This window comes from Streptomyces sp. NPDC058145, assembly GCF_042884245.1.
Taxonomy (GTDB): domain Bacteria; phylum Actinomycetota; class Actinomycetes; order Streptomycetales; family Streptomycetaceae; genus Streptomyces.
In genome coordinates this window covers 137793-159411 of sequence record NZ_JBHVUH010000003.1, presented here as the reverse complement: position 1 = coordinate 159411, position 21619 = coordinate 137793, and the positions used below count along the sequence as shown (strand labels likewise).

Below are 21619 nucleotides of genomic sequence, written 5' to 3'. Positions count from 1 at the left end.
CCGGCTCCGGATCTCATTCCTTCCGGTAGCTGTACGCCTCTGCCGCCGCCGCCTCGACCGCGTCCAGGTCTGCGCCCGTGGCCGCCGTGACCACCGCGGCGACCGCGCCCTCGACGAACGGGGCGTCCACCAGGCGTGCGCCGGCCGGGAGTTCGTCGCCCTCGGCGAGCAGCGCCTTCACGGTGAGCACCGCGCTGCCGAGGTCCATGAGCACGGCGACACCCGCGCCCCGGTCCACGGCGGCGGCCGCGGCGGAGATCAGCTCGGCGCTGGTGCCGAGCCCGCCGCCCTCGGTGCCGCCCGCCGGGGCGACGGGCACCGCCGTGGCCCCGCCCGCCAGGCTCTTCGCCAGCTCGGCGACGGAGGCGGCGACCTCCGCGCTGTGCGACACCAGCACGATCCCCACCAGCTTCTCGTCACTCACCGCGGGCCTCCTCACCGGCCGCTTCCTCGAGGCCGGCGATCAGCAGGGCCGAGGACGTGGCGCCCGGGTCCTGGTGGCCGATGCTGCGCTCGCCGAGGTAACTGGCCCGGCCCTTGCGGGCCTGCAACGGAATGGTGGCCACCGCGCCCTCCTCGGCGGCCGAGCGCGCCGCGGCGAACCCGTCGCCGAGCGCGTCCACCGCCGGGACCAGCGCGTCGATCATGGTCTTGTCGCCGGGGGTCGCCTTGCCGAGCGCCATCACCCCGTCCACGCCCGCCCGGAGCGCCTCGGCCAGTTGTCCCTCGCTCACCTCGGCGGCGTCCCCGAGCGCCTTGCCGGTCCGGCGCAGCAGCGTGCCGTAGAGCGGTCCGGACGCCCCGCCGACCGTCGAGATCAGCAGCCGCCCGACCAGGGTCAGCAGGGCCCCGGGAGTGTCCGGCGTCTCCTTCTCCAGGGCGGTCACGACCGCCGTGAACCCGCGCTGCATGTTGCTGCCGTGGTCGGCGTCGCCGATGGCCGAGTCGAGGGCGGTGAGCCGGTCCGCCTCCCGGTCGACCGACGCGGCGGTCGCGGTCATCCAACGGCGGAAGAAATCGGCGTCGAGCACTGGATCTCCTTGCGTGGTGGAAGGGCTGGCCGCTTCGTCCGCCTCGTCACATCCCCCAGCGCAGCCCGGGGGTCTTCACCGGCGCGTCCCACAGCCGCAGCAGTTCCTCGTCGACCTGGCACAGGGTGACCGAGGCGCCCGCCATGTCGAGGGAGGTGACGTAGTTGCCGACGAGAGTGCGGGCCACGGTCACGCCCCGTTCGGTGAGCAGCCGCTGCACCTCGGCGTTGAAGCCGTACAGCTCCAGCAGCGGAGTGGCGCCCATGCCGTTGACCAGGACCAGCACGGGCTTGTGCGGGGGCATGTCCTCCAGGATGGCGTGCACCGCGAAGTCGGCGATCTCCCCGGAGGTCATCATCGCCCGGCGCTCCCGGCCCGGCTCGCCGTGGATGCCGATGCCCAACTCCAGTTCGCCGTCCGGCAGATCGAAGGTGGGGCTGCCCTTCGAAGGCGTCGTACAGGCGCTGAGCGCGACTCCGAAGCTGCGCGCGTTCTCGTTCACCTGGCGCCCGATGGCCTCCACCCGCTCCAGGGGCTGCCCCTCGGCCGCGGCCGCGCCCGCGATCTTCTCGACGAACAGCGTCGCGCCGGTGCCGCGCCGCCCGGCCGTGTACAGGCTGTCGGTCACCGCCACGTCATCGTTGACCAGCACCTTCGCGACCTGGATGCCCTCGTCCTCGGCGAGTTCCGCCGCCATGTCGAAGTTGAGCACGTCACCGGTGTAGTTCTTCACGATGAACAGCACGCCGGCCCCGCTGTCGACGGCCGCCGCGGCCCGCGCCATCTGGTCCGGCACCGGCGAGGTGAACACCTCTCCGGGGCAGGCCGCCGAGAGCATGCCCGGGCCGACGAAGCCGCCGTGCAGCGGCTCGTGCCCCGACCCGCCGCCCGAGACGAGCGCGACCTGGCCGGCCACGGGGGCGTCCCGGCGCACGATCACCCGGTTCTCCACGTCCACGGTCAGCTCCGGATGGGCGGCCGCCATACCCCGCAGCGCATCCGCCACGACGGTCTCGGGGACGTTGATCAGCATCCTCATGGGTGCCTCCTGGCAAGCCTGGCGGGGGGCCGTCGGCCCGGTACCCGCTGGTCATATAGGGCGATGTGAGAGGGCTGGAGACCTTGCTACTGGCAGTATCGGCCCTGCGGCACGGAAGGTCACGTGCGCGCCCTCGCGTGCGGCGGCGTCCGGCCCGGTGGCGGCGGGGCCCGCGGCGGCGGCCGCTTCGGGACGGCCGCACGGGGAACTCGGCCCCCCGCAAGAGCCCGGAAGAGGGGGCACGCGGGCCGCCGGCCGGTGCGAGGAGGTGCCGTTTCCGTGGACGACTGGGAGACCCCCGAGGACGTACGGCTCTCGCCGAGCGAGCGGCTCGCGCTGCTGCAGATCGAGGCGAACCTCCGGCAGGACCGCCGGCTCGCCCACCGCATGCACGCCGCCGCGCACCGGATGACAGGGGACCATCGGAGCAGGCGGGGCGTGTGGCTGCCGCTCTCCGTCCTGCTGCTGCTCACGGCGTCCGCCTTCGCGGCCGTCACGGGCGTGCGCACCTCCGCACCCGCGCCGCTGTGGTGCTTCGCCCTGCTGTGGCCGCTCACCCTGATCCAGTCCTTTCGGCTGCTGTGCCGCGTCACCCGCCGTGCACGGCCCGGCCGCCGGCTCACCCGGTGGCTCTGAGCATCCGCGGACGGGGCCCGGGACCGGTGTCCACGGGGCACGGCAGACCTCCCGGTGCCCGCCCGCCCCCCGAGGGGCGGGCGGGCACCGGGAGGTCCCGAGCGGGTCGGCTGCCGTGAGCCTCCTCAGCTTTCCTTGCCCCGCCCCGACATCGCGTCCCGCAGCCGGTCCACCATGCCGGCGCCGGGCGCCAGCAGCTTGTTGGCCGGGGGCTTGTCCGGGGCCATCGGGTGCGGGCGGGTGGGCGCGGTCTTCTTCGCCTTGCGCACCTTCTCGCCGAGCTCGTCCAGCGCCTCCGGTGTACAGGCCGCCTGCAGCCGCGGGAAGAGGTTCCGCTCCTCGTCGGCCAGGTGCGAGCGGATCTCGCTCATCAGCCGGGCCATGAGGGTGTCGAACCGCGCGTCGTCCGCGTCCAGGCCCTCCAGGTCCTTCATGATCTGCTCGGCCTGGGCGTGGTCCTCGAGCTCCTTGTCGGCGAGGGTGTCCCCGCCCTCGATGTGCTTGCGCACCGCCGGGTAGAGATAGGCCTCCTCGGCCACCGAGTGGCGGACCAGTTCGATGGTGGCCTGGTCGGCCAGCGTCTTGCGTTCCCTGGAACCGGGGGGCATCGCCTCGATCCGGCCGAAGATCTCCTCGACCTCCCGGTGATCGGTCGTCAGTTCCTGAATGACGTTTCCGCCGTGACCCATGTCGTTACCTCCTCGGATACGCGCGGGAGCCGTGCGCGGCCCGTCGCTCGTCGCCCCGCCGAGTGCCCCGCCCCGGACCCGCTACACAGCCGGCCCCCGCCCCTCAGCCCATCGAGTGGCGTTCCGCCGCCGTCCGGCCCGCCCCGGACAGCGCCCACCCCCACCAGTGGTCCAGGATCCGCGCGGACAGCGCACTCGCCTCGATCACCGCCGGCCACCCCAGCGCCTCCGCCTGGGCGCTCACCTTGGCGCCGCCCGCCACCGGGTCCACGGCGATCGCCGGGGTGCCGGTGCGCAGGGCGAGCACCAAGCCGTGCAGCCGGGTGGTGACCACCAGGTCGAGCCGGGAGACCAGGGCCAGGAACTGCTCGGCCGTGGCGCACAGCCGCCAGTCGTCCCCGGCCAGCCGGGTGTCGACCGACAGCCGTACGCAGTCCTTGGTGGCGAGCCAGCCGGTGAGGCGCTCGTTCACCCGCTCGTGCCGGCGGCGCCCGCCGTACTCGCCCTGGCCGTGCGTGAGCACCAGCCCGGCCACCGGCGGCAGCGGGTCCACCGGGGCCGCGACGGCCAGGTCGCGCCGGGCGGGTGCCGGGGTGCCGTCCCGGGGCACGACCTCGTGGAAACCGGTGACCGCCGGATCCGCCGGGTCGATCACGCTGACCCCGGCCGCGAGCCGCCGGCAGTGAGCGAACTCACGGTGCAGGGCGGCGACTTGCGGACCGTGCGCCGGACCGCAGACGAAGAGGAGCGTGTCGTACGCGCGCGGGTCCGCCGTCTCCAGGGACAGCGCGCCCGGCCGGAAGCCGGGGCTCCACGCGGTGTCGTGCCGGATGCCGGCCCGGTCCAGCGCCGCCGATACGTGCCGCTGCGCCAGGACGTCACCCGCCGTGGCCTCGCCGTCCAGGAAACTGAACCAGCCGGTGAGGAGCAGCCGCCGGGGCGGATGTCCGGGCCGCCGCAGGAGGGGCAGCAGAATGTCCGGGATCTCGTCGTCCATGGGCGTCTCCCCCCGGGGGTGGGCGATCATCCTGAGTCGCGCGAGTACCCGTCATCCCGGACAATAAGGATCTAAGGTGTGAAGCCAACTGGCACGGGAACACAACTGCCAGTGCCGTCCAGCCAGCGGCGGCCGACGAGGGCGGTCCTCCGGATGAGCGGGGACCGTGGCCCCTTCCGTCTTCCATCACAGTCCCGCTCGACGAGCCGGCGACGAGGCCGGCCGGGCCGCACACACACGCCGAACGCCCGCTTCCACGGGACGTTCCGGCGCCCCGGCGAGCCCGGCGACGCGGATGACGTTGACTAAGGACGAGCCTCCATGACTGGTGAGACCTTCGCGGTTCCCTGGCGCCGTGCCGTCGTGACCGGCGGCGCCGGCTTCCTGGGTTCCCATTTGTGCGAACGGCTGCTGGATTCGGGTGCCGAAGTCGACTGCGCGGACAACCTGGTCTGCGGGCGGCGGGAGAACGTCGCCCAACTGGAGGCCCGGTCCGGGTTCCGCTACGTGCACTGCGACGTCAGCGCGCCCGACTGCCCCAGGTTGCTGCCGGGGCCGTACGACCTGGTCCTGCACTTCGCCTGCCCGGCGTCGCCCGCCGACTACCTCAGGCTGCCGCTGGAGACCCTGGACGCGGGCAGCCTCGGCACCCGCAACGCCCTGACGATCGCCGAGCGCGACGGCGCCCGCCTCCTGCTCGCCTCCACGTCCGAGGTGTACGGCGACCCGCTCGTGCACCCCCAGCACGAGGGCTACTGGGGCAACGTCAACCCGGTCGGCCCGCGCAGCGTGTACGACGAGTCCAAACGGTTCGCCGAGGCGCTCGTCACCGCGCACGCCGGCACCCATGGCGCCGACGCCGGGATCGTCCGGCTGTTCAACACGTACGGACCGCGCATGCGGGCCCACGACGGACGCGCCGTGCCCACCTTCATCAGCCAGGCCCTGGCCGGCGAACCGCTCACCGTGACCGGTGACGGCAGCCAGACCCGCTCGCTGTGCTACGTCGAGGACACCGTCGACGGGGTGCTGCGGGTGGCGGCCAGCCGGTCGGTGCGGCCCGTCAACATCGGTGGCGCCGACGAGATCACCATGGCCGAACTCGCCCGCCGCGTCATCGCCCTGACCGGCTCCCGCTCGCCGATCGCTTTCGTCGACCGGCCCGTCGACGACCCAGGCCGGCGCCGCCCCGACACCGCGCTCGCGCGCGAACTGCTCGGCTGGTCCCCGCAGGTGCCCTGGGAGGAGGGCCTGAAGCAGACGATCGCCTACTTCACCGCCCTGTCCCCGGAGGAGCGAACCCTGCTTCCGCGGGAGCCCGCCAAGCCCCCGGACGGGCAGGCCCCACGCCCGGACGAGGAGCCGCCCGTACAGACCTGACCACTCGACCGCCCCGCCCGCCGCCCAGGAGACAGCGCATGCACGTCCTCGGTATCAACGCACTCTTCCACGACCCCGCCGCCGCCCTCGTGACGGACGGCAAGGTCGTGGCGGCGGCGGAGGAGGAACGGTTCTCCCGTCGCAAGCACGGCAAGCGGCCCGTCCCCTTCTCCGCCTGGGAACTGCCCGAGCTCTCCGCCCGCTGGTGCCTCGAGCAGGCCGGCCTGACCCCGTCCGACCTGGACGCCGTCGCCTACTCGTACGACCCCTCGCTGGCCCGCCCCGCCGAGCGGATGGGCCTGCACGACCCCTGGGACCACCTGCGCCAGGAGTACGCCCGCGGGGCCCCCGGCTTCCTCGCCGAGGCAATGCCCGGCCTGGACCCGGCCAAGGTCCGCTTCGTCCCGCACCACGTCGCGCACGCTGCCTCCGCCGGACCCGTCTCGCCCTACCCGGACTGCGCCGTCCTCGTCCTGGACGGCCGCGGCGAGTGTGGCTCCCACCTGGCCGGCCGGTACACCAACCGCGAGCTGACCGTCCTCGGCACCCAGGAACTGCCCGACTCCCTCGGTCTGTTCTACGAGGACCTCACCCAGCACCTCGGATTCCTGCGCAGCAGCGACGAGTTCAAGGTGATGGCGCTGGCCTCCTACGGCACCCCGCGCTTCGCCGGCCGGCTGCGCGAGTACGTCGGGGCCGACGACCGGGGCGGCTTCCGGGCGCGCCCGGTGCCGTGGGCCTCCATCGTCCCGCCGCGTGAGGCGGGCGGAGTCTGGAGCCAGGACCACGCCGACCTCGCGGCCAGCGCACAGCGGTGCCTGGAGGAGACCGTGCTCGCCCTGGCCCGGTGGCTGCGCGAGCGCACCGGCGAGGACGCCCTCACCATGGCCGGCGGCGTCGCCCTCAACTGCGTCGCCAACACCCGGATCTGGCGGGAGAGCGGCTTCCGGCACGTGTGGGTGCAGCCCGCCGCCGGCGACGCCGGCACCGCCCTGGGCGCGGCCGCCCACGTGGCCGGCCAGAAGGACACCCTGGAGCCGATGCCGACCGCCGCCCTCGGCCGCGGCTGGAGCGACACCGAACTGCGCGACTGGCTCGAGCGGGCGGCGGTGCCCTACGAGGAGCCCGCGGACATCGCCGAGACGGCCGCCGGGACACTGGCCGCCGACGGCATCGTCGCCTGGTTCCAGGGCCGCAGTGAGTACGGGCCGCGCGCCCTCGGCCACCGCTCACTGCTCGCCCACCCCGGACACGCCGCCAACCTGGAACGGCTCAACGCGGTCAAGGGACGCGAGGAGTTCCGGCCGGTCGCGCCCATGGTCCTCGCCGAACGCGCGGCGGAACTGTTCGACGGGCCGCTGCCCAGCCCGCACATGCTCTTCGTGCACGACGTGGCGGCCGGCTGGAAGGACCGCGTCCCGGCCGTGGTGCACGTCGACGGCACCGCCCGCGTCCAGACCGTGGACCGTGCGCAGGAGCCGCTGATGGCCCGCGTGATCGACGGGTTCGAGCGGCGCACCGGCCTGCCCGTGGTGGTCAACACCAGCCTCAACACCGCCGGACGGCCCATGGTGGACGACCCCCGGGACGCCCTGGAGTGCTTCGGCTCCGCCCCCGTCGACCTGCTGGTCCTCGGCCCGTTCGCCGTCCACCGCGGAAAGGCCTTCGCATGAGCGCCGCTCCCGCCTACACCGTCGTCGTCCCGACGATCGGCCGCCCCTGTCTCGCCGAGTGCCTGCGCGCGCTGGCCGCGGCCCAGGGACACCCGCCGCACGAGGTGATCGTCGTCGACGACCGGCCCGCCACCGATCCCGATACCGGCCTGCCACTGGAGGCCGCCGGCCAATTGCTCGACCGGGTAAGGGCCCTGCACACCGGCGGCAAGGGCCCGGCCGCGGCCCGCAACGCCGGGTGGCGGACCGTCCGTACGCCCTGGACCGTCTTCCTCGACGACGACGTCCAGGTGCTGCCGGACTGGTCCCGCAGACTCGCCGACGACCTCCGGACGGCCGGCGAGTACGCCGGCGGCATCCAGGGGCGGCTGCGTGTCCCCCTGCCCCTGGACCGCCGGCCCACCGACTGGGAGCGCACCACCAAGGGCCTGGAGAACGCGGCCTGGGCCACCGCCGACATGGCGTACCGGACCGCCGCGCTCACCCAGGTCGGCGGCTTCGACGAGCGCTTCCCGCGGGCCTTCCGGGAGGACGCCGACCTCGCTCTGCGCATGGAGCGGGCCGGGTGGACCCTGCACCGCGGCACCCGCCTCACCCGGCACCCGGTCCGCCCGTCCCAGTGGTGGGCCTCGCTGCCCGCGCAGCGCGGCAACGCCGACGACGCCCTGATGAGCCGGCTGCACGGACGCGACTGGTGGGCCCGCGCCAAGGCCCCCCGGGGACGGCTGCCGGGGCATGTCGCGGTGACCGGCGCCGCGCTCGCCTCCGCCGTCTGCGCGCTCACCGGCCGCCGCCGCACCGCCGCGGTCTGCGCGGCGCTGTGGACGCTGGGCACGGCCGAGTTCGCCCTCGCCCGGATCCGGCCCGGCCCCCGCACCGCCCGGGAGATCGCCGGGATGCTGGGCACCAGCGTGCTCATACCCCCGCTCGCGGTACGGCACTGGCTGCGCGGAGCCGTCCGCCACCGGGGCGCCGTACCCCTCGGAGGCGCCGCGTGAGCACGGCCCGGCCGCCCGTCTGCGCCGTCCTGTTCGACCGCGACGGAACCCTGCTCGCGGACGTCCCCTACAACGGCGACCCCGACCGCGTCCGCCCGCTGCCCGGTGCCGCCGAGGCCGTGGCGCTCGCCCGCCGCGCGGGGCTCGCCACCGCCGTGGTCAGCAACCAGTCGGGCATCGGCCGCGGACTGCTCACCACCGACCAGGTCCACGCCGTCAACGAGCGGGCGGACGAACTCCTCGGCGGCCTCGGCACCTGGGTCTTCTGCCCGCACACCCCGGACGCCGGCTGCGCCTGCCGCAAGCCCCGCCCAGGCCTCGTCCTCACGGCCGCCGACCGCCTGGGCGTCCGCCCGGACCGGTGCCTGGTGATCGGCGACATCGCAGCGGACCTGCTGGCCGCCCGGGCGGCGGGCGCCCGGGGCGTCCTCGTCCCCAACGCGGCCACCGCGCCCGCCGAGGTACGGCGCTTCGCCGCCCGGAGCGCGCCCGACGTCCTCACCGCGGTGCGCACGGCACTGGGCACCCCGGTGCGCGAACACCGTGCTTGTGGCGGGAGGCCGTCCTCGTGAAAGCGCTCGTCGTCCGGCTCGACAGCTTCGGTGACGTGCTGCTCGCCGGACCCGCCGTCCGTGCCGTCGCCGCGCACCGCTCGCACGTCGCCATGCTGTGCGGGCCGCGCGGCGCCGAGGCCGCCCGGCTGCTGCCCGGCGTCGACGAGGTGCTGGTTTGGGAGGCGCCCTGGGAGGGCTTCGACCCGCCCCCGGTCGACGCAGCCGACGTCCACGCTCTGGCCGGGCGGCTGCGCGCCGCCGCCTTCGACTCCGCCCTGATCCTCACCTCCTTCCACCAGAGCCCCCTGCCGGCCGCGCTCGTGCTGCGCCTCGCGGGGATCGCGCACATCGGCGCCGACAGCGTCGACCACCCCGGCCGGCTGCTGGACGTCCGCCACCGGCGGCAGCCGGGCCGGCACGAGATCGAGGCGGCCCTGGACACCGCCGCCGCGATGGGCTTCCCGCTCCCGCCCGGCGACGACGGCCGCCCGCGGGTCCTGCCGCCGCCGGATACCGACGCCCTGACCGGCCACGGCCCCTACGTGGTGCTGCACCCCGGCGCCACCGCCCCCGCCCGCGCCTGGAGCCCCCACCGGTGCGAGGAGGCGGTCGCGCTGCTGGCCGACGCCGGGCACCGTGTGGTCGTCACCGGCGGGCCGGACGAGACTGCCCTCACCCGCCGGGTGAGCGCCGACCTGGCTGTGGACCTCGGCGGCCGCACCACCCCGCGTACCCTCGCCGGCGTGCTGCGCACGGCCGACGTCGTGGTGAGCGCCAACACCGGACCGGCCCATCTGGCGGCAGCGGTCGGCACCCCCGTCGTGTCGCTGTTCGCGCCCGTGGTCCCGGCCGGCCGCTGGGCGCCCTACGGCGTCCCCGTCATCCTTCTCGGCGACCAGTCGGCGCCGTGCGCGGACACCAGGGCCCTGGTCTGCCCGGTGCCCGGCCATCCCTGCCTGGACGAGGTCACCGGGCAGGACGTGGTGCGCGCGGTGCACAAGCTCATCCAGGAGCGACAGTCATGAACATCCTCGTCTGGCACGTGCACGGATCCTGGCTCACCACCTTCGTGCGGGGCCCGCACACCTACCTGCTCCCGGTCACCGAGGACCGCGGACCCGACGGCCTGGGCCGCGCGGTGACCTGGGACTGGCCCCCGACGGTGCTCGAACGGACCCCTGGGCAACTGCGCGACGCCGGCATCGACCTGATGGTGCTGCAGCGTCCGCACGAGATCGACCTCGCCCGGCGCTGGACCGGCCGCCGGCCCGGTGTGGACGTGCCCGCCGTGTACGTCGAGCACAACAGCCCCGACGCGTCCCCGGGGCGGCAACTCCACCCCCTCGCCGGGCAGACGGACATCCCCGTCGTCCATGTCACCCACTTCAACCGGCTGATGTGGGACAGCGGCAGGGCCCCGGCCGAGGTCGTGGAGCACGGCATCGTCGACCCCGGCCACCGCTGGACCGGCACCGAGCGCCGCGCCGCTGTCGTCGTCAACGAGCCGGTGCGCAGGGGCCGTACCACCGGAACCGACCTGCTGCCCCGCTTCGCCCGCTCGGCGCCCCTGGACGTCTTCGGGATGCGCACCGAGGGACTCGCCGAACACCTCGGCCTGCCCGCCGGGCGCTGCCGCGCCCGGGACCTGCCCCAGCACGAACTGCACCGCGAGATGGCCCGCTGCCGGCTGTACCTGCACCCCGTGCGCTGGACCTCGCTCGGCCTGTCCCTGCTGGAGGCCATGTTCCTGGGCATGCCGGTGGTCGCCCTGGACACCACCGAGGTCCGCGAGGCGGTCCCCGCGGGCGCCGGGGTGGTCTCCAACCGGCTCGACGTCCTCGAGGACGCCGTACGGACATTCCTCGCCGAACCGGACCACGCCCGCCTGACGGGGCAGGCGGCCCGCGTCGCGGCCCTGGCCCGCTACGGAGAACGACGCTTCCTCGAGGACTGGGAGCGCCTGATCAAGGAGGTCACCCGATGAGCCGCATTCTGCCCCCGGCCGGGCGCGTCGCCATGGTCTCCGAGCACGCAAGCCCGTTGGCCGCGCTCGGCGGGCCGGACGCGGGCGGCCAGAACGTGTACGTGGCACAGGTGGCCCGGCAACTGGCCCGCAAGGGGTACCGGGTCACGGTCTACACCCGGCGGGACTCCACCGGCCTGCCGGACCGGATGACCCTCATCGACGGGGTCCAGGTGGTGCATGTGCCCGCCGGGCCGCCCGCACCCGTACCCAAGGACGAACTGCTGCCCCACATGGCCGCGTTCGGCGCCTTCCTGGCCCGGCAGTGGGCCGCGGACCCGCCCGACGTGGTGCACGCCCACTTCTGGATGTCGGGCCTCGCCGCCCTGACCGGAGCCCGGGGCCTGGGCATCCCCGTCGTCCAGACCTACCACGCCCTCGGTACCGTCAAGAAGCGCTACCAGGGCGCCGACGACACCAGCCCGCCCGAACGCGTCGCGATCGAGGAGGCCGTCGGCCACGAGTGCGCGCGGATCATCGCCACCTGCTCCGACGAGGTGGCCGAACTGCGGGCGATGGGCCTGCCGGAGGACCGCGTCACGGTCGTGCCCTGCGGGGTGGACCCCGACCAGTTCGCGCCGTCCGACCGCCCCCGGACCCTGCCCGGCGGCCGCAGACGGCTGCTCGCCGTCGGCCGGCTCGTGCCCCGCAAGGGCTTCGACCGGGCCATCCGCGCCCTCGCCGGGATACCCGACGCCGAACTCCTCGTAGCCGGCGGGCCCGAGGCGGATCTGCTGGGCACCGAGCCGGAGGCCCGGCGGCTGCACGCCATCGCCGGCGAGTACGGCGTCACGGACCGGGTGACCCTGCTCGGCGGGGTCGGCCGGACCCGGATGCCGCGCCTGATGGCCGGCGCCGACCTCGTGCTGTCCCTGCCCCGCTACGAGCCCTTCGGCATCGTCCCGCTCGAGGCCATGGCCTGCGCCACCCCGGTCGTCGCCACCGCCGTGGGCGGCCAGCTCGACACGGTCCTAGACGGCACCACCGGCGTCCACGTCCCGGCGGACGACGACCACCACCACCTCGGCGACCTCGTCCGCGAACTCCTCGACGACCCGGACCGGCTCGCCCGCCACGGCGCCGCCGGCCGCGAACGGGTGCTGGCCCACTACACCTGGGACCGCGTGGCCGACGGCGTGGCCGGGGTGTACGGCGCCGTGTCCTCGATGCCCTCGCGCTCGGAAGTCGTCCGATGAAGGGAGCCGTCCGATGAAGACCGTCACCGACACCGCGCACTGCGACGACCTGATGAAGGCCCTGGAGACGTTCCGCGACCAGGGCTCCCTCATCGAACGCTGGGGCGCCGAACTCGCCCGGCGGCTGGGCTCCGGAGGCCGGCTGCTCGTCGCGGGAAACGGCGGCAGCGCCGCTCAGGCGCAGCACCTCACCGCCGAACTCGTGGGCCGCTACCGGGACGACCGGGCGCCGTTCTCCGCACTCGCCCTGCACGCCGACACCTCCTCCACCACCGCGATCGCCAACGACTACGGCGTCCAGGAGGTGTTCGCCCGCCAGACCGCGGCGCACGGCCGCCCCGACGACGTGCTGATGCTGCTGTCCACCAGCGGTGCCAGCGCCAACCTGCTGGCCGCGGCGGACCGCGCGCACCGGCTCGGCATGACCGTCTGGGCGCTGACTGGCCGGGCCCCGAACCCCCTTCACCTGGCCGCAGACGACGCGCTGTGCGCGGACGCGCCGGCGGCCGCCACCGTGCAGGAACTGCATCTGGTCGCCGTGCACATGCTCTGCGAGTCGTTCGACCGGGCCGTCGAACGGGGCGAGGCGGACGGAGGCACGGCGGACGGCCGGGGTGACGGCCGGCCGGGTGTGAGAGGCCGGATGGACGGCCGGGTGGACGGCGCCCGGCCGGACGGCCATGGCGGCGCCGCGGGCCGACCCGCCGACCGGCCGGTGGGCCCGCGCACCGCGGGCACCCGGGCACGGCGCGGGGAAGGAGACGCATGAACACCTCCCGTACCCCCCTGGTCGTCGTCGGGGATGCGCTGCTCGACCACGACCTGTGCGGCCGGGCCGAGCGGCTGGCCCCCGACGCGCCCGTGCCGGTGGTGCACGGCACCCGGCGCAGCTCCCGCCCGGGCGGCGCGGCCCTCGCCGCCTGCCTGGCCGCCTCCGACGGCCGCCCGGTCACCCTCGTCACCGCCCTCGGCGACGACGGGACCAGCGGCATCCTGCGGGACCTGCTGGCCGGCCGCGTCGATCTGGTCGAGGTGCCGCTGGACGGCGAACTCGGCAGCAAGACCCGCGTACTCGCCGGAGACCGGCCGCTGCTCCGCCTCGACGACGGCGAGGGACGCGCCCGCGAGACGAGCCGGGCCGCCCTGGCCGCGGTCCGCGCGGCGGACGCCGTCCTGGTCGCCGACTACGGCCGGGGCACCGCCGACGTGCTCCGGGAGGCACTGGCCGGCGCCGCCGCGCGGGCGCCCGTGGTCTGGGACCCGCATGTGCGGGGCGGCCCGCCGGTCCCCGGAGTACGGCTGGCCACCCCCTCCGCGCAGGAGGCCCGCCTCCTCGCCCGGCGGCCGGCCGAGGACACCGGCACCGCGCCCGGCGACGGGGGCGCACTGCGCACGGCCGCCCAGGACGCCGGCGCGCTCGCCCGGGCCTGGCGCGCGCACGCCGTCGCGGTCACCCTGGCCGAACGCGGCGCGCTGCTCTCGTACGGCGAGACCCCCCTGCTGGTGCCGGCCCCGGCCACCGCGGCGGGCGACCCCTGCGGGGCCGGGGACCGGTTCGCCGCGACCGCCGCCGGGCTGCTCGCCGACGGCGCCTTCACCGAGGCGGCCGTCCAGGCCGCCGTGCACGCCGCCACCCGGTACGTCGCCGAGGGCGGCGCCCGCGCGGTCGCCGTGCCCGGGGCGCCGGACACGCAACCGGAGCGGCCGGCCGGCGAGGACTCCACGGCCGCCGCCCGGCGGACCGCCGCCCGGGTACGGGCCGCGGGCGGCACCGTGGTCGCCGCGGGCGGCTGCTTCGACCTGCTGCACGCCGGCCATGTCGCCCTGCTGCAGGCCGCGCGCCGGGCCGGCGACTGCCTGATCGTCTGTGTTAACTCCGACGACTCGGTGCGCAGGCGCAAGGGCGGCGGCCGGCCCCTGGTCCCGGCGGCCGACCGGGTACGCGTGCTGAGCGCGCTGGAGTGCGTCGACGCGGTCGCCGTCTTCGACGAGGACACACCGGAACGCGTCCTCGGCGAACTGCGCCCGCACATCTGGGCCAAGGGCGGCGACTACGCCCGCACCCGACTGCCCGAGCAGCCGCTCGTGGAGAGCTGGGGCGGCCAGGTCCTGCTGCTGCCCTACCTCGACGGCCGCTCCACCACCGGCCTCGCCCGCCGCGCGGCCCTGGCACCCGCCCGCACCGGAGGACCCGTCCAGTGACCCGCTTCCCGCCCCCGCCGTCCGGGGCCGATACGGTGATACCCGACTCGCATTCCCCGGCCGTGCTGGTGCTGCGCGCCCTGGGCCTCGGCGACCTGCTCGCCGGGGTGCCCGTGCTGCGCGCGGTCCGACGGGGCTTCCCGGGGCACCGGGTGGTCCTCGCCCTGCCGCCCGGGCTGACCGGCATCGCCCTTTCCACGGGGGCGGTCGACGAAGTGCTCCCGGCCGAGGCGCCGGGCCGGGCCGTACCCTCCCTCGCGCACTGGCCGGGACCGCCGCCGGACGTCGCGATCGACCTGCACGGCAACGGCCCCGAGAGCCGCGACGCGCTGGCCGCCCTGCACCCGCGCCGGCTGCTCGCCCACGCCCTGCCGGACGGCCCGCCCTGGCAGCCGCACGTCCACGAACGGGACCGCTGGTGCGGCTTCCTGCGCGCCCACGGCATCCCGGCCGACCCCCTCGACCTGCGCCTGCCGACTCCGTCCACGCCGTCCCCGGCGCCGGGCGCGGTCGTGGTGCACCCCGGGGCCGCGTCGGGCGCGCGCCGCTGGCCGGGGGAGCGGTTCGCCGCCGTCGTGCGGTGCCTGCGCGCGGCCGGACACCGCGTGGTGCTGACCGGCGGCCCGGGGGAGGACGCCCTCGTCGGGTCCGTCGCCGAGCGCGGCGGCGGGCCCGCGGCGGACGTGCTCAGCGGGGGCCTGCCCCTGGACGAGCTGTCGGCGCTGGTGGCCGGGGCGTCGCTGGTGCTCAGCGGCGACACCGGCATCGCACACCTCGCGGTGGCCCACGGAACCCGGTCGGTCACCCTGTTCGGCCCCGTCTCCCCGCGACTGTGGGGACCGCCGCCCGGCCATCGGCACCTGGCCCTGTGGAAGCCCGGCCGGCCCGGGGACCCGCACGGCCGGAACCCGGACGCCCGGCTGCTGCGCGTCCACACCGGCGATGTTGCCGCCGCCTGCCTGCTGCAGCTCCGGGGCCGGCAGGTCCGCGCCGGAGCGTCCGGAGCCTCCGGACGGGGGGTGGCGGCGCGTGTCCACTGACCGGGCCCCCGGACCCACCCGCCGGCCCACCGCCGGACCGGACCCCAGGATCACGGTGGCCGTCATCACCCGAGACCGGTCCGGCAGCCTGCTACGCACCCTCGACGCCCTGGCCGCGCTGCCCGAACGGCCGCCCGTGATCGTCGTCGACAACTCCCGCCACGACACCACCCGGCTGGCGGTGCACGGCCACCCGGCGGTCACCCGTCTGCTGCGGCCCGCCACCAACACCGGCGCCCTCGGCCGCAACCTGGCCGTCCGGCGCGCCCGCACCCCTTACGTCGCCTTCAGCGACGACGACTCCTGGTGGGCCCCGGGCTCCCTGCGCCACGCGGCCGACCTGCTCGACGGTCACCCACGGCTCGGGCTGCTCGCCGCCCGCACCCTGGTCGGTGAGCGGGGGACGGAGGACCCGCTGAACGCCGTCCTCGCCGCCTCGCCCCTGCCCCGCGAACCGGATCTGCCCGGCCGCCCGGTGCTCGGCTTCCTCGGCTGCGCGTGCGTCGTGCGCCGGGAGGCCTTCCTGGGCGCCGGCGGCTACCACCCGCTGCTCTTCTTCGGCGGAGAGGAGACCCTCCTCGCCTACGACCTCGCGGCCGGCGGCTGGGGCCTCGCTTACGAACCCTCCTTGTGCGCCCGCCACCACCCCCAGGCCGACGGCCGCACCGGCCGCTCCAGCCTGGTCAGGCGCAACTACGTGCTCACCGCCTGCCTGCGCCGCCCCTGGCCCGTCGCTCTGCGCGCCGGCGCCGACCTCGCACTGGCCGCCGTCGCCGCCCGGCCCGGCGCCCGCCGTGCCCTGCGCGAGACCCTCGTACGGCTGCCCGCCGCCGTCGCCCGGCGCCGGCCGCTGCCCCCGCACGTCGAACACGCCGCGCGCCTGCTCGACTGGCAGCCCGCCGGAGGCACCCGATGAGCCGGACACGCCCCCAGGGACACCCGGACGGCCGTACGACGGTGGTCCTGATCACCCACGACCGCCGCGACGAACTCCTGCGCACCCTCACCCGCCTCAGGCGGCTCCCCGAGCGGCCCCGGGTGATCGTCACCGACAACGCCTCGGCCGACGGCACCGCCGAAGCCGTCGCCCGGCACTTTCCGGAGATGACCCTGCTGCGCCCCGGCCGCAACCTCGGGGCCGTCGGCCGCAACCTGGCGGTACGCCACGTCCGCACGCCCTACGTCGCCTTCTGCGACGACGACTCCTGGTGGGAGCCGGGCAGCCTGTGCCGGGCCGCCGACCTGCTCGACACCCGGCCCGGCCTGGCGGCCGTCTCCGCGCGGATCGTCGTCCAGCCGGAGGGCACCGAGGACCCCGTCGTGCGCGAGCTGCGCGAATCGCCGCTGCCCGGTCCGGGCTGGCTGCCAGGACCGGCGCTCGGATCGTTCCTCGCCGCCGCCACCGTGCTGCGCACCGACGCCTTCCGGGCCGGCGGTGGTTTCCACCCCGGGCTGTGGCTCGGCGGCGAGGAGGAACTGCTCGCCTGCGACCTGCTACGGCAGGGCTGGTGGCTCGCCTACGCCGAGGAACTCACCGTCCACCACCAGGCGTCCCGGCTGCGCGACAGCACCGCGCGCCGCGTCCTCGGGATCCGCAACACACTGTGGTTCACCTGGCTGCGCCGCCCTCTGCTGCCCGCCCTGCGCCGCACCGTGCACCTGATGCGCACGGTGCCCCGCGACGCCGCCTCCGCGCGCGCGTTTGCCCGCGCCACCGCCGGGCTGCCCTGGGTGCTGCGCCAGCGCGACCCGGTGCCGCCGGAGCTGGAGCACCGGCTGGCCGCGCTGGAGCGGGCGCGCCGGACGTCAACCGCGCGGCGATACGTCGGGTAGGGGCTCGGAGGCGGGCAGGGGCGCCGAGGAGCACGGAGCCCGCGAGTCCGGCCGGGCGGCGACACGCCCGGAGACACGTCGTTGCTTCGGGCACCCGGGGGCGGCACAGTGGTCCCCTCCCCGGTCAAGAAGCGGCTGGCCGAGCCCTCCCTCCCAGGAAGTGCCCCGCCCATGGAAAAAGGCCAGCTTCCCGCTGCCCCGCTGCTGCTCCACGCCGTACGGGCGAGCCGCCCAGAGTCCGGCCGGATCACCCTTCTCAAGGCGCGCGGAACGGTCGACGCGTCCAACGCCACGGAGTTCTCCGAGGCCCTGGCGGAGCATCTGCGGCAGTCCGACCGGGCCGGCGAACACCTCGTACTGGACATGACCGAGGTGTATCTGGCCAGTGCCGTCGCGGTGCGCTCGCTGGACCGGGCCACCGGCGGGCTCGCCCTGTCGGGCCGCTGCCTGCCGATCGTCCAGCCCAGGCCCCATGTGCGCGAGGCGCTGCGGCTGGCTGGTCTGCCGGGCGTCCGGGTGCACGCCACCACGACGTCCGCCCTGGACTCCCTGCCGGCGGGCGAACCGGCGCGGCCCGGCGGCCGCCACTGAATCGAATCGACGGCCGGGGCCCCGCGCGGTGCGGTTGAGGGCCGGGCACCGAGCGTGCAAGGTGGTGGTCCAAGGCCAGAAAGAGGCCTTTGCGGATATTCGAGGCTTTGTGACGTCCTGGTGTGGTGATGCCGTGAAATCCTCCTCCGCCCGCCCGGGCGCACCGGCCCCTCTCGTCATCGAGTCGTCCCTGGTGGAGGGCCTGCCCGCCGAGGGCGCCCTGCTCCTGCGCATGTCCGGCAGCCTGAGCCCGGACGGGGCCGAGGTCTGGTCGGACGAGCTGCGCGGCCATCTGGAAGAGGCCGACCGCGCCGGACTGCGGCCGGTTCTCGACATGGCCCATGTGCAACTGGGCGGCGCCGCCGTCCTGCACGCGCTGAGCGAGACCACCCGGGTCCGCGCCGGGCGCCCCGACCTCATCATCATCCGGGCCCGCCCCGGCGTACGCGAGGCCGTGCACCTCGCCCGTCTCGACGGCGTGCGCCTGTACGCCACCCTCGACGAGGCGCTGCGGGAGCTGGCGCGGGCCACGGCCCCGGTGGAGGACCTGCCGGCCTGGCGTTCGCAGATGGCCGACCTGTGGCGTCCGTCGTACGAGGACCTGCACAAGGAGGTCCGGGCCCTGCGGGCCCGGGTGCGCACCGCCCCGGTGATCGGTATGGCGCAGGGCACGCTGATGGCCCGCTACGGCCTGCCCGACTCCGGCAGCGCCTTCCGGGTGCTGCGCGAGGCCTCCCAGCGGTTCAACGTGCCGCTGCGCGTCCTGGTCTCCGCCGTCGTGGTGGCCCGGCCCCCGGACGGCGGGGTGTGGTTCCCCGGCCGCCGCTCCCTGCCCGTGCCGCAGCTGCGGATCCTGGCCCGGGAGGGCCGGGACCCGCGCTGCCGGCGCCAGATGATCGACGCGGTGCTGCACGAGGCACTGGCCGTCGGCCGGGCCACCGCCGGTTACGTGCAGTTCGTGGACCCGGCGGTGAACGCCCTGACGCTGGAGACCCACTACGGCTGTGACGAAAGGTTTCTGGACCACCTCGTCCGGGGCCAGGACGAGGGCATGGCCGACGCGGTGGCCCGGGTCCGGGGCCGCCGGGTGAGCGTGCCCGACGTGGCGGCGGAGCCGTTGCTGTCCGACGAGGCCAGGCGCGCCCTGCTGGCCACGGACACCCGCGCCCTGCACAGCGTCCCCGTCGTCACCGCCGCGGGATCCTGCACCGGCGTGATCACCCTGCACTGGCCCGAGGCCGGCTGCCTGCCGGCCGGCGCCCGGAGCGAGACTCTCGACGTGCTCGCCGCCGACACGGCCGCCTGGCTGAGCTGGTACCACCGCTCGGTGCTCCTGGACGCGCTGGAGCACCTGCACAGGCTCCTGACCCGCCGCGCGCCCTGAAGCGGTCCGGCACCGCGGATCGCAGGCGTGGGCCGCGGTGTGCGCCGGCCGGGTGCGCCGCGGTGTGCGTCACCCGTGGCACCCTGGGAACCCGGACTCCGCAAGCAGCACGTACACCCGGAGGGAGCCCGGAGCATGTCCAATCCGCAACAGCCCGAACAGCGGCGCAGTGACAAGGGGGGCGGTACCCCGCAGGACAGTGGCGAACTCAAGGCCCGCCAGACGGCCGGACGCGATGCGGGTGCCCGCCCGCACGGCTCGGACAAGGGCGATAAGGGCGGGGGAGAGGGCGGCGGAGTGCCCCCGGCGCAGCAGCCCGACCACCCCTGACCGTCGAAGGGTCCGCAGACCCGATCGGCCGGCCCCGGAGGCGTCACCGGACGCCCTCCGGGGCCGCTCACCGGCCGGGCCGGCAACGCTTGGGCCGGGAGCCGTGGGCCGGCAACCGTTAGGCTCCGGAGCATGCGGATCTCCGTCTCCTCCGACATGGACGAACCCGTGGCCCGGTACCTCGTCGAGGAGCTGCGCCGGCGCGGCCACGAGGTGCGCGAGCACGGCGCGCTGCGCCCCGGCGCCGACACGGAGTGGGCGGTCTGTTCCGAGGCCGCCGCCCGGGACGTCGCCGACGGCGCGGCCGATCAGGCGGTGGTGTGCTGCTGGACCGGCACCGGCGCCTCCATCGCGGCGAACAAGGTACCGGGCGTCCGCGCGGCCCTGTGCACGGACGCCGGTACGGCGGAGGGGGCGCGGCGCTGGAACGACGCCAACGTCCTGGCGCTCGGACTGCGGCTCACCTCCGCGCCGGTGCTGCGGGAGATCCTCGACGCGTGGTTCGCGGCCGAGCCCAGCCAGGACCCCGAGGACCTGCGCAACGTGGCCCGCGTCGGCCGCCTGGACGCCGGGAGGGACTGCTAGTGCTGTGGCCCGGCGCGGGCCACGTGCAATCGGGTGTCGGGTCGGGTGTCGGCTCTTGTGTCGGGGTTCGGGGTCAGTGGGCGCCCAGCCCGCCGCCGCCGAACGAGCCGCTCGACCCCTTGCTCCAGCGCCGGCGCTCCTTCGAGTCGCTGGGCCTGGAGTCGAGGTTGGTCAGCTCGTACGGTGTGAGCGGGCGACCGCCCTTGGGAGTGACGGGAACATCCTGGGATTCCCTGTTCTCCCGGATCTCGTGCACCGCGCCCTCCGGTGGCAGGTGCGGTTGCTCCTCGGGACGCGGTCGGGGAGGCTCGCGGTACTTCTCCCGGGAGTTCATCCAGAAGCCGCCGGCGAGCAGCGCCAGCACGGCCACGGCTATGACGAAGAACACGAGGCCCATCAGGCCGCTTGCCGCGGCCAGCTGCATCTGTGCAGTACTCATAGCTCAGGAATACCCCGCCCAGAATGGGACGAACCGGACACCTTGCGTGACCGTCCGTCACGGTCGGCGACCTGTCTCCGGTTGCGGTATCTCCCTTCGCGGCCTAGGCGTTTGCCCTGCCCGGGCCCGGCTACCCGCCGGGTGTGACCTCGCCTACGCAGCAGCAGCTCTACCGGTTCCTCGAGGACCGGTTCACGTGCGCCCAGGCGTGCGCGGAGTGCGCCAGGGCCTGTGCGGTGCGCGCGAGCCTCCTGGACCCGGACGGCACCGAGCAGCAGGAGCGCGTACGCCGGCTGGGGATCATGTGCGCCGAGGTGTGCGACGCGACGTGCCGCACGCTCTCCGAGCAGAACGGTCAGGACGAGGAAGGGATCAGAGTGCAGCTCGAGTGGTGCCGCTCGGTCTGCCTCGAGTGCGCCCACGCCTTCGACGAGCACCCCGGCGCCGAGTCCGCCGCGGCGGTGTGCCGCGCCTGCGCCGTGGCGTGCACGGACTTCATGGTGGCGCTCGCCTGAGCCCGGGCGGCTCCCGTACGAACGTCGACACCCTCGCCTCCACGGACACCGACAGCCTCGCCTCCACGGGCATCAGCACCCTGCCCCCAACGGGCATCAGCACCCTCGCTCCTCCCCACGGGCATCAGCACCCTCGCCTCCCACGGCGCCACCGCGAGCCACGGACGAGAACTCCGGAGCAGAGGGCCGTCAGGGTCCCGTCAAAGCAGGACGCACGGCCGTAAGAGAGCCGTCAACGGCGGTCGCGACCGGTCGCGGAGGCGGTTTCCTCGAATCGTCCGATGCAACCGCACCTCACTCCAGGAGTTCACGATGGCCGATCTGGCCTTCGTCGTCACCGTGCTCGCGGCCTTCGCGCTGGTGGCCCTTGTCGCAAAGGGGGTGACCAAGCTGTGACCGCCGAGAACGTCGTCGGCCTCGTCGTGGCCGTCGCCCTGCTGGGCTATCTCGTCCTCGCCCTGCTCTTCCCGGAGAGGTTCTGAGC

General features: G+C 75.3%; 25 protein-coding genes. 19 read left to right on the top strand and 6 right to left on the bottom strand.

The features are described 5' to 3' along the window. Window positions 1-13: 13 nt before the first annotated feature. From ACFVVO_RS07525 to dhaK, 3 genes are read right to left on the bottom strand one after another with little or no spacing between them, the layout of a single operon-like run. A complete protein-coding gene (locus tag ACFVVO_RS07525; protein WP_390052606.1) occupies window positions 14-424 on the bottom strand; it encodes a PTS-dependent dihydroxyacetone kinase phosphotransferase subunit DhaM in 411 nt (136 codons plus the stop codon). Then, a complete protein-coding gene (gene dhaL / locus ACFVVO_RS07520; protein ID WP_390052604.1) occupies window positions 417-1031 on the bottom strand; it encodes a dihydroxyacetone kinase subunit DhaL in 615 nt (204 codons plus the stop codon). The genes ACFVVO_RS07525 and dhaL overlap by 8 nt, the downstream gene beginning before the upstream one ends. Window positions 1032-1077: 46 nt before the next feature. After that, window positions 1078-2070, bottom strand: coding sequence for a dihydroxyacetone kinase subunit DhaK (gene dhaK / locus ACFVVO_RS07515; protein WP_390052602.1), 993 nt, complete (start codon window positions 2068-2070; stop codon window positions 1078-1080). Between the two features lie 279 nt (window positions 2071-2349). On the opposite strand from dhaK, the gene ACFVVO_RS07510 reads away from it, so the two are divergent. After that, a complete protein-coding gene (locus ACFVVO_RS07510; protein WP_390052601.1) occupies window positions 2350-2706 on the top strand; it encodes a DUF3040 domain-containing protein in 357 nt (118 codons plus the stop codon). Between the two features lie 125 nt (window positions 2707-2831). On the opposite strand, the gene ACFVVO_RS07505 is transcribed toward ACFVVO_RS07510, so the two are convergent. Both ACFVVO_RS07505 and ACFVVO_RS07500 read right to left on the bottom strand, forming a co-directional pair. After that, a complete protein-coding gene (locus tag ACFVVO_RS07505; protein WP_390052599.1) occupies window positions 2832-3395 on the bottom strand; it encodes a hemerythrin domain-containing protein in 564 nt (187 codons plus the stop codon). Between the two features lie 103 nt (window positions 3396-3498). Beyond that, window positions 3499-4392 carry a polysaccharide pyruvyl transferase family protein gene (locus tag ACFVVO_RS07500; RefSeq protein WP_390052597.1) on the bottom strand — a complete coding sequence of 298 codons (894 nt, stop codon included), beginning with the start codon at window positions 4390-4392 and terminating at the stop codon, window positions 3499-3501. A 321-nt stretch (window positions 4393-4713) separates the two neighbouring features. On the opposite strand from ACFVVO_RS07500, the gene ACFVVO_RS07495 reads away from it, so the two are divergent. The 16 genes from ACFVVO_RS07495 (at window position 4714) to ACFVVO_RS07420 (ending at window position 20181) form a co-directional block, all read left to right on the top strand. Then, window positions 4714-5772: an NAD-dependent epimerase/dehydratase family protein gene (locus ACFVVO_RS07495; protein WP_390052596.1), complete on the top strand. Its 1059-nt coding sequence runs from the start codon at window positions 4714-4716 to the stop codon at window positions 5770-5772. Window positions 5773-5810: 38 nt separating this feature from the next. Continuing rightward, window positions 5811-7445, top strand: coding sequence for a carbamoyltransferase (locus tag ACFVVO_RS07490; protein ID WP_390052594.1), 1635 nt, complete (start codon window positions 5811-5813; stop codon window positions 7443-7445). Further along, window positions 7442-8443, top strand: coding sequence for a glycosyltransferase family 2 protein (locus ACFVVO_RS07485; RefSeq protein ID WP_390052592.1), 1002 nt, complete (start codon window positions 7442-7444; stop codon window positions 8441-8443). The genes ACFVVO_RS07490 and ACFVVO_RS07485 overlap by 4 nt, the downstream gene beginning before the upstream one ends. Beyond that, a complete protein-coding gene (locus tag ACFVVO_RS07480) occupies window positions 8440-9015 on the top strand; it encodes a D-glycero-alpha-D-manno-heptose-1,7-bisphosphate 7-phosphatase (RefSeq protein WP_390052590.1) in 576 nt (191 codons plus the stop codon). Before ACFVVO_RS07485 ends, ACFVVO_RS07480 begins: the two co-directional genes overlap by 4 nt. Beyond that, the gene (locus ACFVVO_RS07475) at window positions 9012-10022 is read left to right on the top strand and encodes a glycosyltransferase family 9 protein (protein ID WP_390052588.1); all 1011 of its coding nucleotides are present in this window, start codon (window positions 9012-9014) and stop codon (window positions 10020-10022) included. The genes ACFVVO_RS07480 and ACFVVO_RS07475 overlap by 4 nt, the downstream gene beginning before the upstream one ends. Beyond that, on the top strand, window positions 10019-10981 hold the full coding sequence (locus tag ACFVVO_RS07470) for a glycosyltransferase (protein WP_390052586.1): 963 nt from the start codon (window positions 10019-10021) through the stop codon (window positions 10979-10981). The genes ACFVVO_RS07475 and ACFVVO_RS07470 overlap by 4 nt, the downstream gene beginning before the upstream one ends. Beyond that, the gene (locus ACFVVO_RS07465; RefSeq protein ID WP_390052585.1) at window positions 10978-12216 is read left to right on the top strand and encodes a glycosyltransferase; all 1239 of its coding nucleotides are present in this window, start codon (window positions 10978-10980) and stop codon (window positions 12214-12216) included. Before ACFVVO_RS07470 ends, ACFVVO_RS07465 begins: the two co-directional genes overlap by 4 nt. Before the next feature lie 13 nt (window positions 12217-12229). Continuing rightward, on the top strand, window positions 12230-12985 hold the full coding sequence (locus tag ACFVVO_RS07460; RefSeq protein ID WP_390052583.1) for an SIS domain-containing protein: 756 nt from the start codon (window positions 12230-12232) through the stop codon (window positions 12983-12985). Continuing rightward, window positions 12982-14418 (top strand): PfkB family carbohydrate kinase, encoded by a 1437-nt coding sequence (locus tag ACFVVO_RS07455; protein WP_390052581.1) that lies wholly within the window; start codon window positions 12982-12984, stop codon window positions 14416-14418. The genes ACFVVO_RS07460 and ACFVVO_RS07455 overlap by 4 nt, the downstream gene beginning before the upstream one ends. Continuing rightward, on the top strand, window positions 14415-15458 hold the full coding sequence (locus tag ACFVVO_RS07450) for a glycosyltransferase family 9 protein (protein ID WP_390052580.1): 1044 nt from the start codon (window positions 14415-14417) through the stop codon (window positions 15456-15458). Before ACFVVO_RS07455 ends, ACFVVO_RS07450 begins: the two co-directional genes overlap by 4 nt. Continuing rightward, the gene (locus ACFVVO_RS07445; RefSeq protein WP_390052578.1) at window positions 15448-16374 is read left to right on the top strand and encodes a glycosyltransferase family 2 protein; all 927 of its coding nucleotides are present in this window, start codon (window positions 15448-15450) and stop codon (window positions 16372-16374) included. The genes ACFVVO_RS07450 and ACFVVO_RS07445 overlap by 11 nt, the downstream gene beginning before the upstream one ends. Beyond that, window positions 16371-17291 (top strand): glycosyltransferase family 2 protein, encoded by a 921-nt coding sequence (locus ACFVVO_RS07440; protein ID WP_390052576.1) that lies wholly within the window; start codon window positions 16371-16373, stop codon window positions 17289-17291. The genes ACFVVO_RS07445 and ACFVVO_RS07440 overlap by 4 nt, the downstream gene beginning before the upstream one ends. Before the next feature lie 171 nt (window positions 17292-17462). Further along, window positions 17463-17882 carry an STAS domain-containing protein gene (locus ACFVVO_RS07435; RefSeq protein WP_390052574.1) on the top strand — a complete coding sequence of 140 codons (420 nt, stop codon included), beginning with the start codon at window positions 17463-17465 and terminating at the stop codon, window positions 17880-17882. A 133-nt stretch (window positions 17883-18015) separates the two neighbouring features. Further along, window positions 18016-19266 carry an ANTAR domain-containing protein gene (locus ACFVVO_RS07430; protein WP_390052572.1) on the top strand — a complete coding sequence of 417 codons (1251 nt, stop codon included), beginning with the start codon at window positions 18016-18018 and terminating at the stop codon, window positions 19264-19266. Between the two features lie 135 nt (window positions 19267-19401). After that, a complete protein-coding gene (locus ACFVVO_RS07425) occupies window positions 19402-19596 on the top strand; it encodes a hypothetical protein (RefSeq protein ID WP_390052570.1) in 195 nt (64 codons plus the stop codon). Window positions 19597-19728: 132 nt separating this feature from the next. Continuing rightward, complete coding sequence (locus tag ACFVVO_RS07420; RefSeq protein ID WP_390052569.1) at window positions 19729-20181, top strand: RpiB/LacA/LacB family sugar-phosphate isomerase; 453 nt, start codon at window positions 19729-19731, stop codon at window positions 20179-20181. A gap of 73 nt (window positions 20182-20254) precedes the next feature. Here ACFVVO_RS07420 and ACFVVO_RS07415 read toward each other — a convergent pair whose 3' ends face one another. After that, window positions 20255-20620, bottom strand: a complete 366-nt coding sequence (locus ACFVVO_RS07415; protein WP_390052568.1) for a DUF6479 family protein — start codon at window positions 20618-20620, stop codon at window positions 20255-20257. A 143-nt stretch (window positions 20621-20763) separates the two neighbouring features. Here ACFVVO_RS07415 and ACFVVO_RS07410 point away from each other — a divergent pair, with 143 nt between their 5' ends. Together ACFVVO_RS07410 and kdpF are read left to right on the top strand one after the other, a co-directional pair. Beyond that, window positions 20764-21135 (top strand): ferredoxin, encoded by a 372-nt coding sequence (locus ACFVVO_RS07410; RefSeq protein WP_390052566.1) that lies wholly within the window; start codon window positions 20764-20766, stop codon window positions 21133-21135. Between the two features lie 392 nt (window positions 21136-21527). Then, the gene (gene kdpF, locus ACFVVO_RS07405; protein WP_037817630.1) at window positions 21528-21617 is read left to right on the top strand and encodes a K(+)-transporting ATPase subunit F; all 90 of its coding nucleotides are present in this window, start codon (window positions 21528-21530) and stop codon (window positions 21615-21617) included. Window positions 21618-21619: the final 2 nt, after the last annotated feature.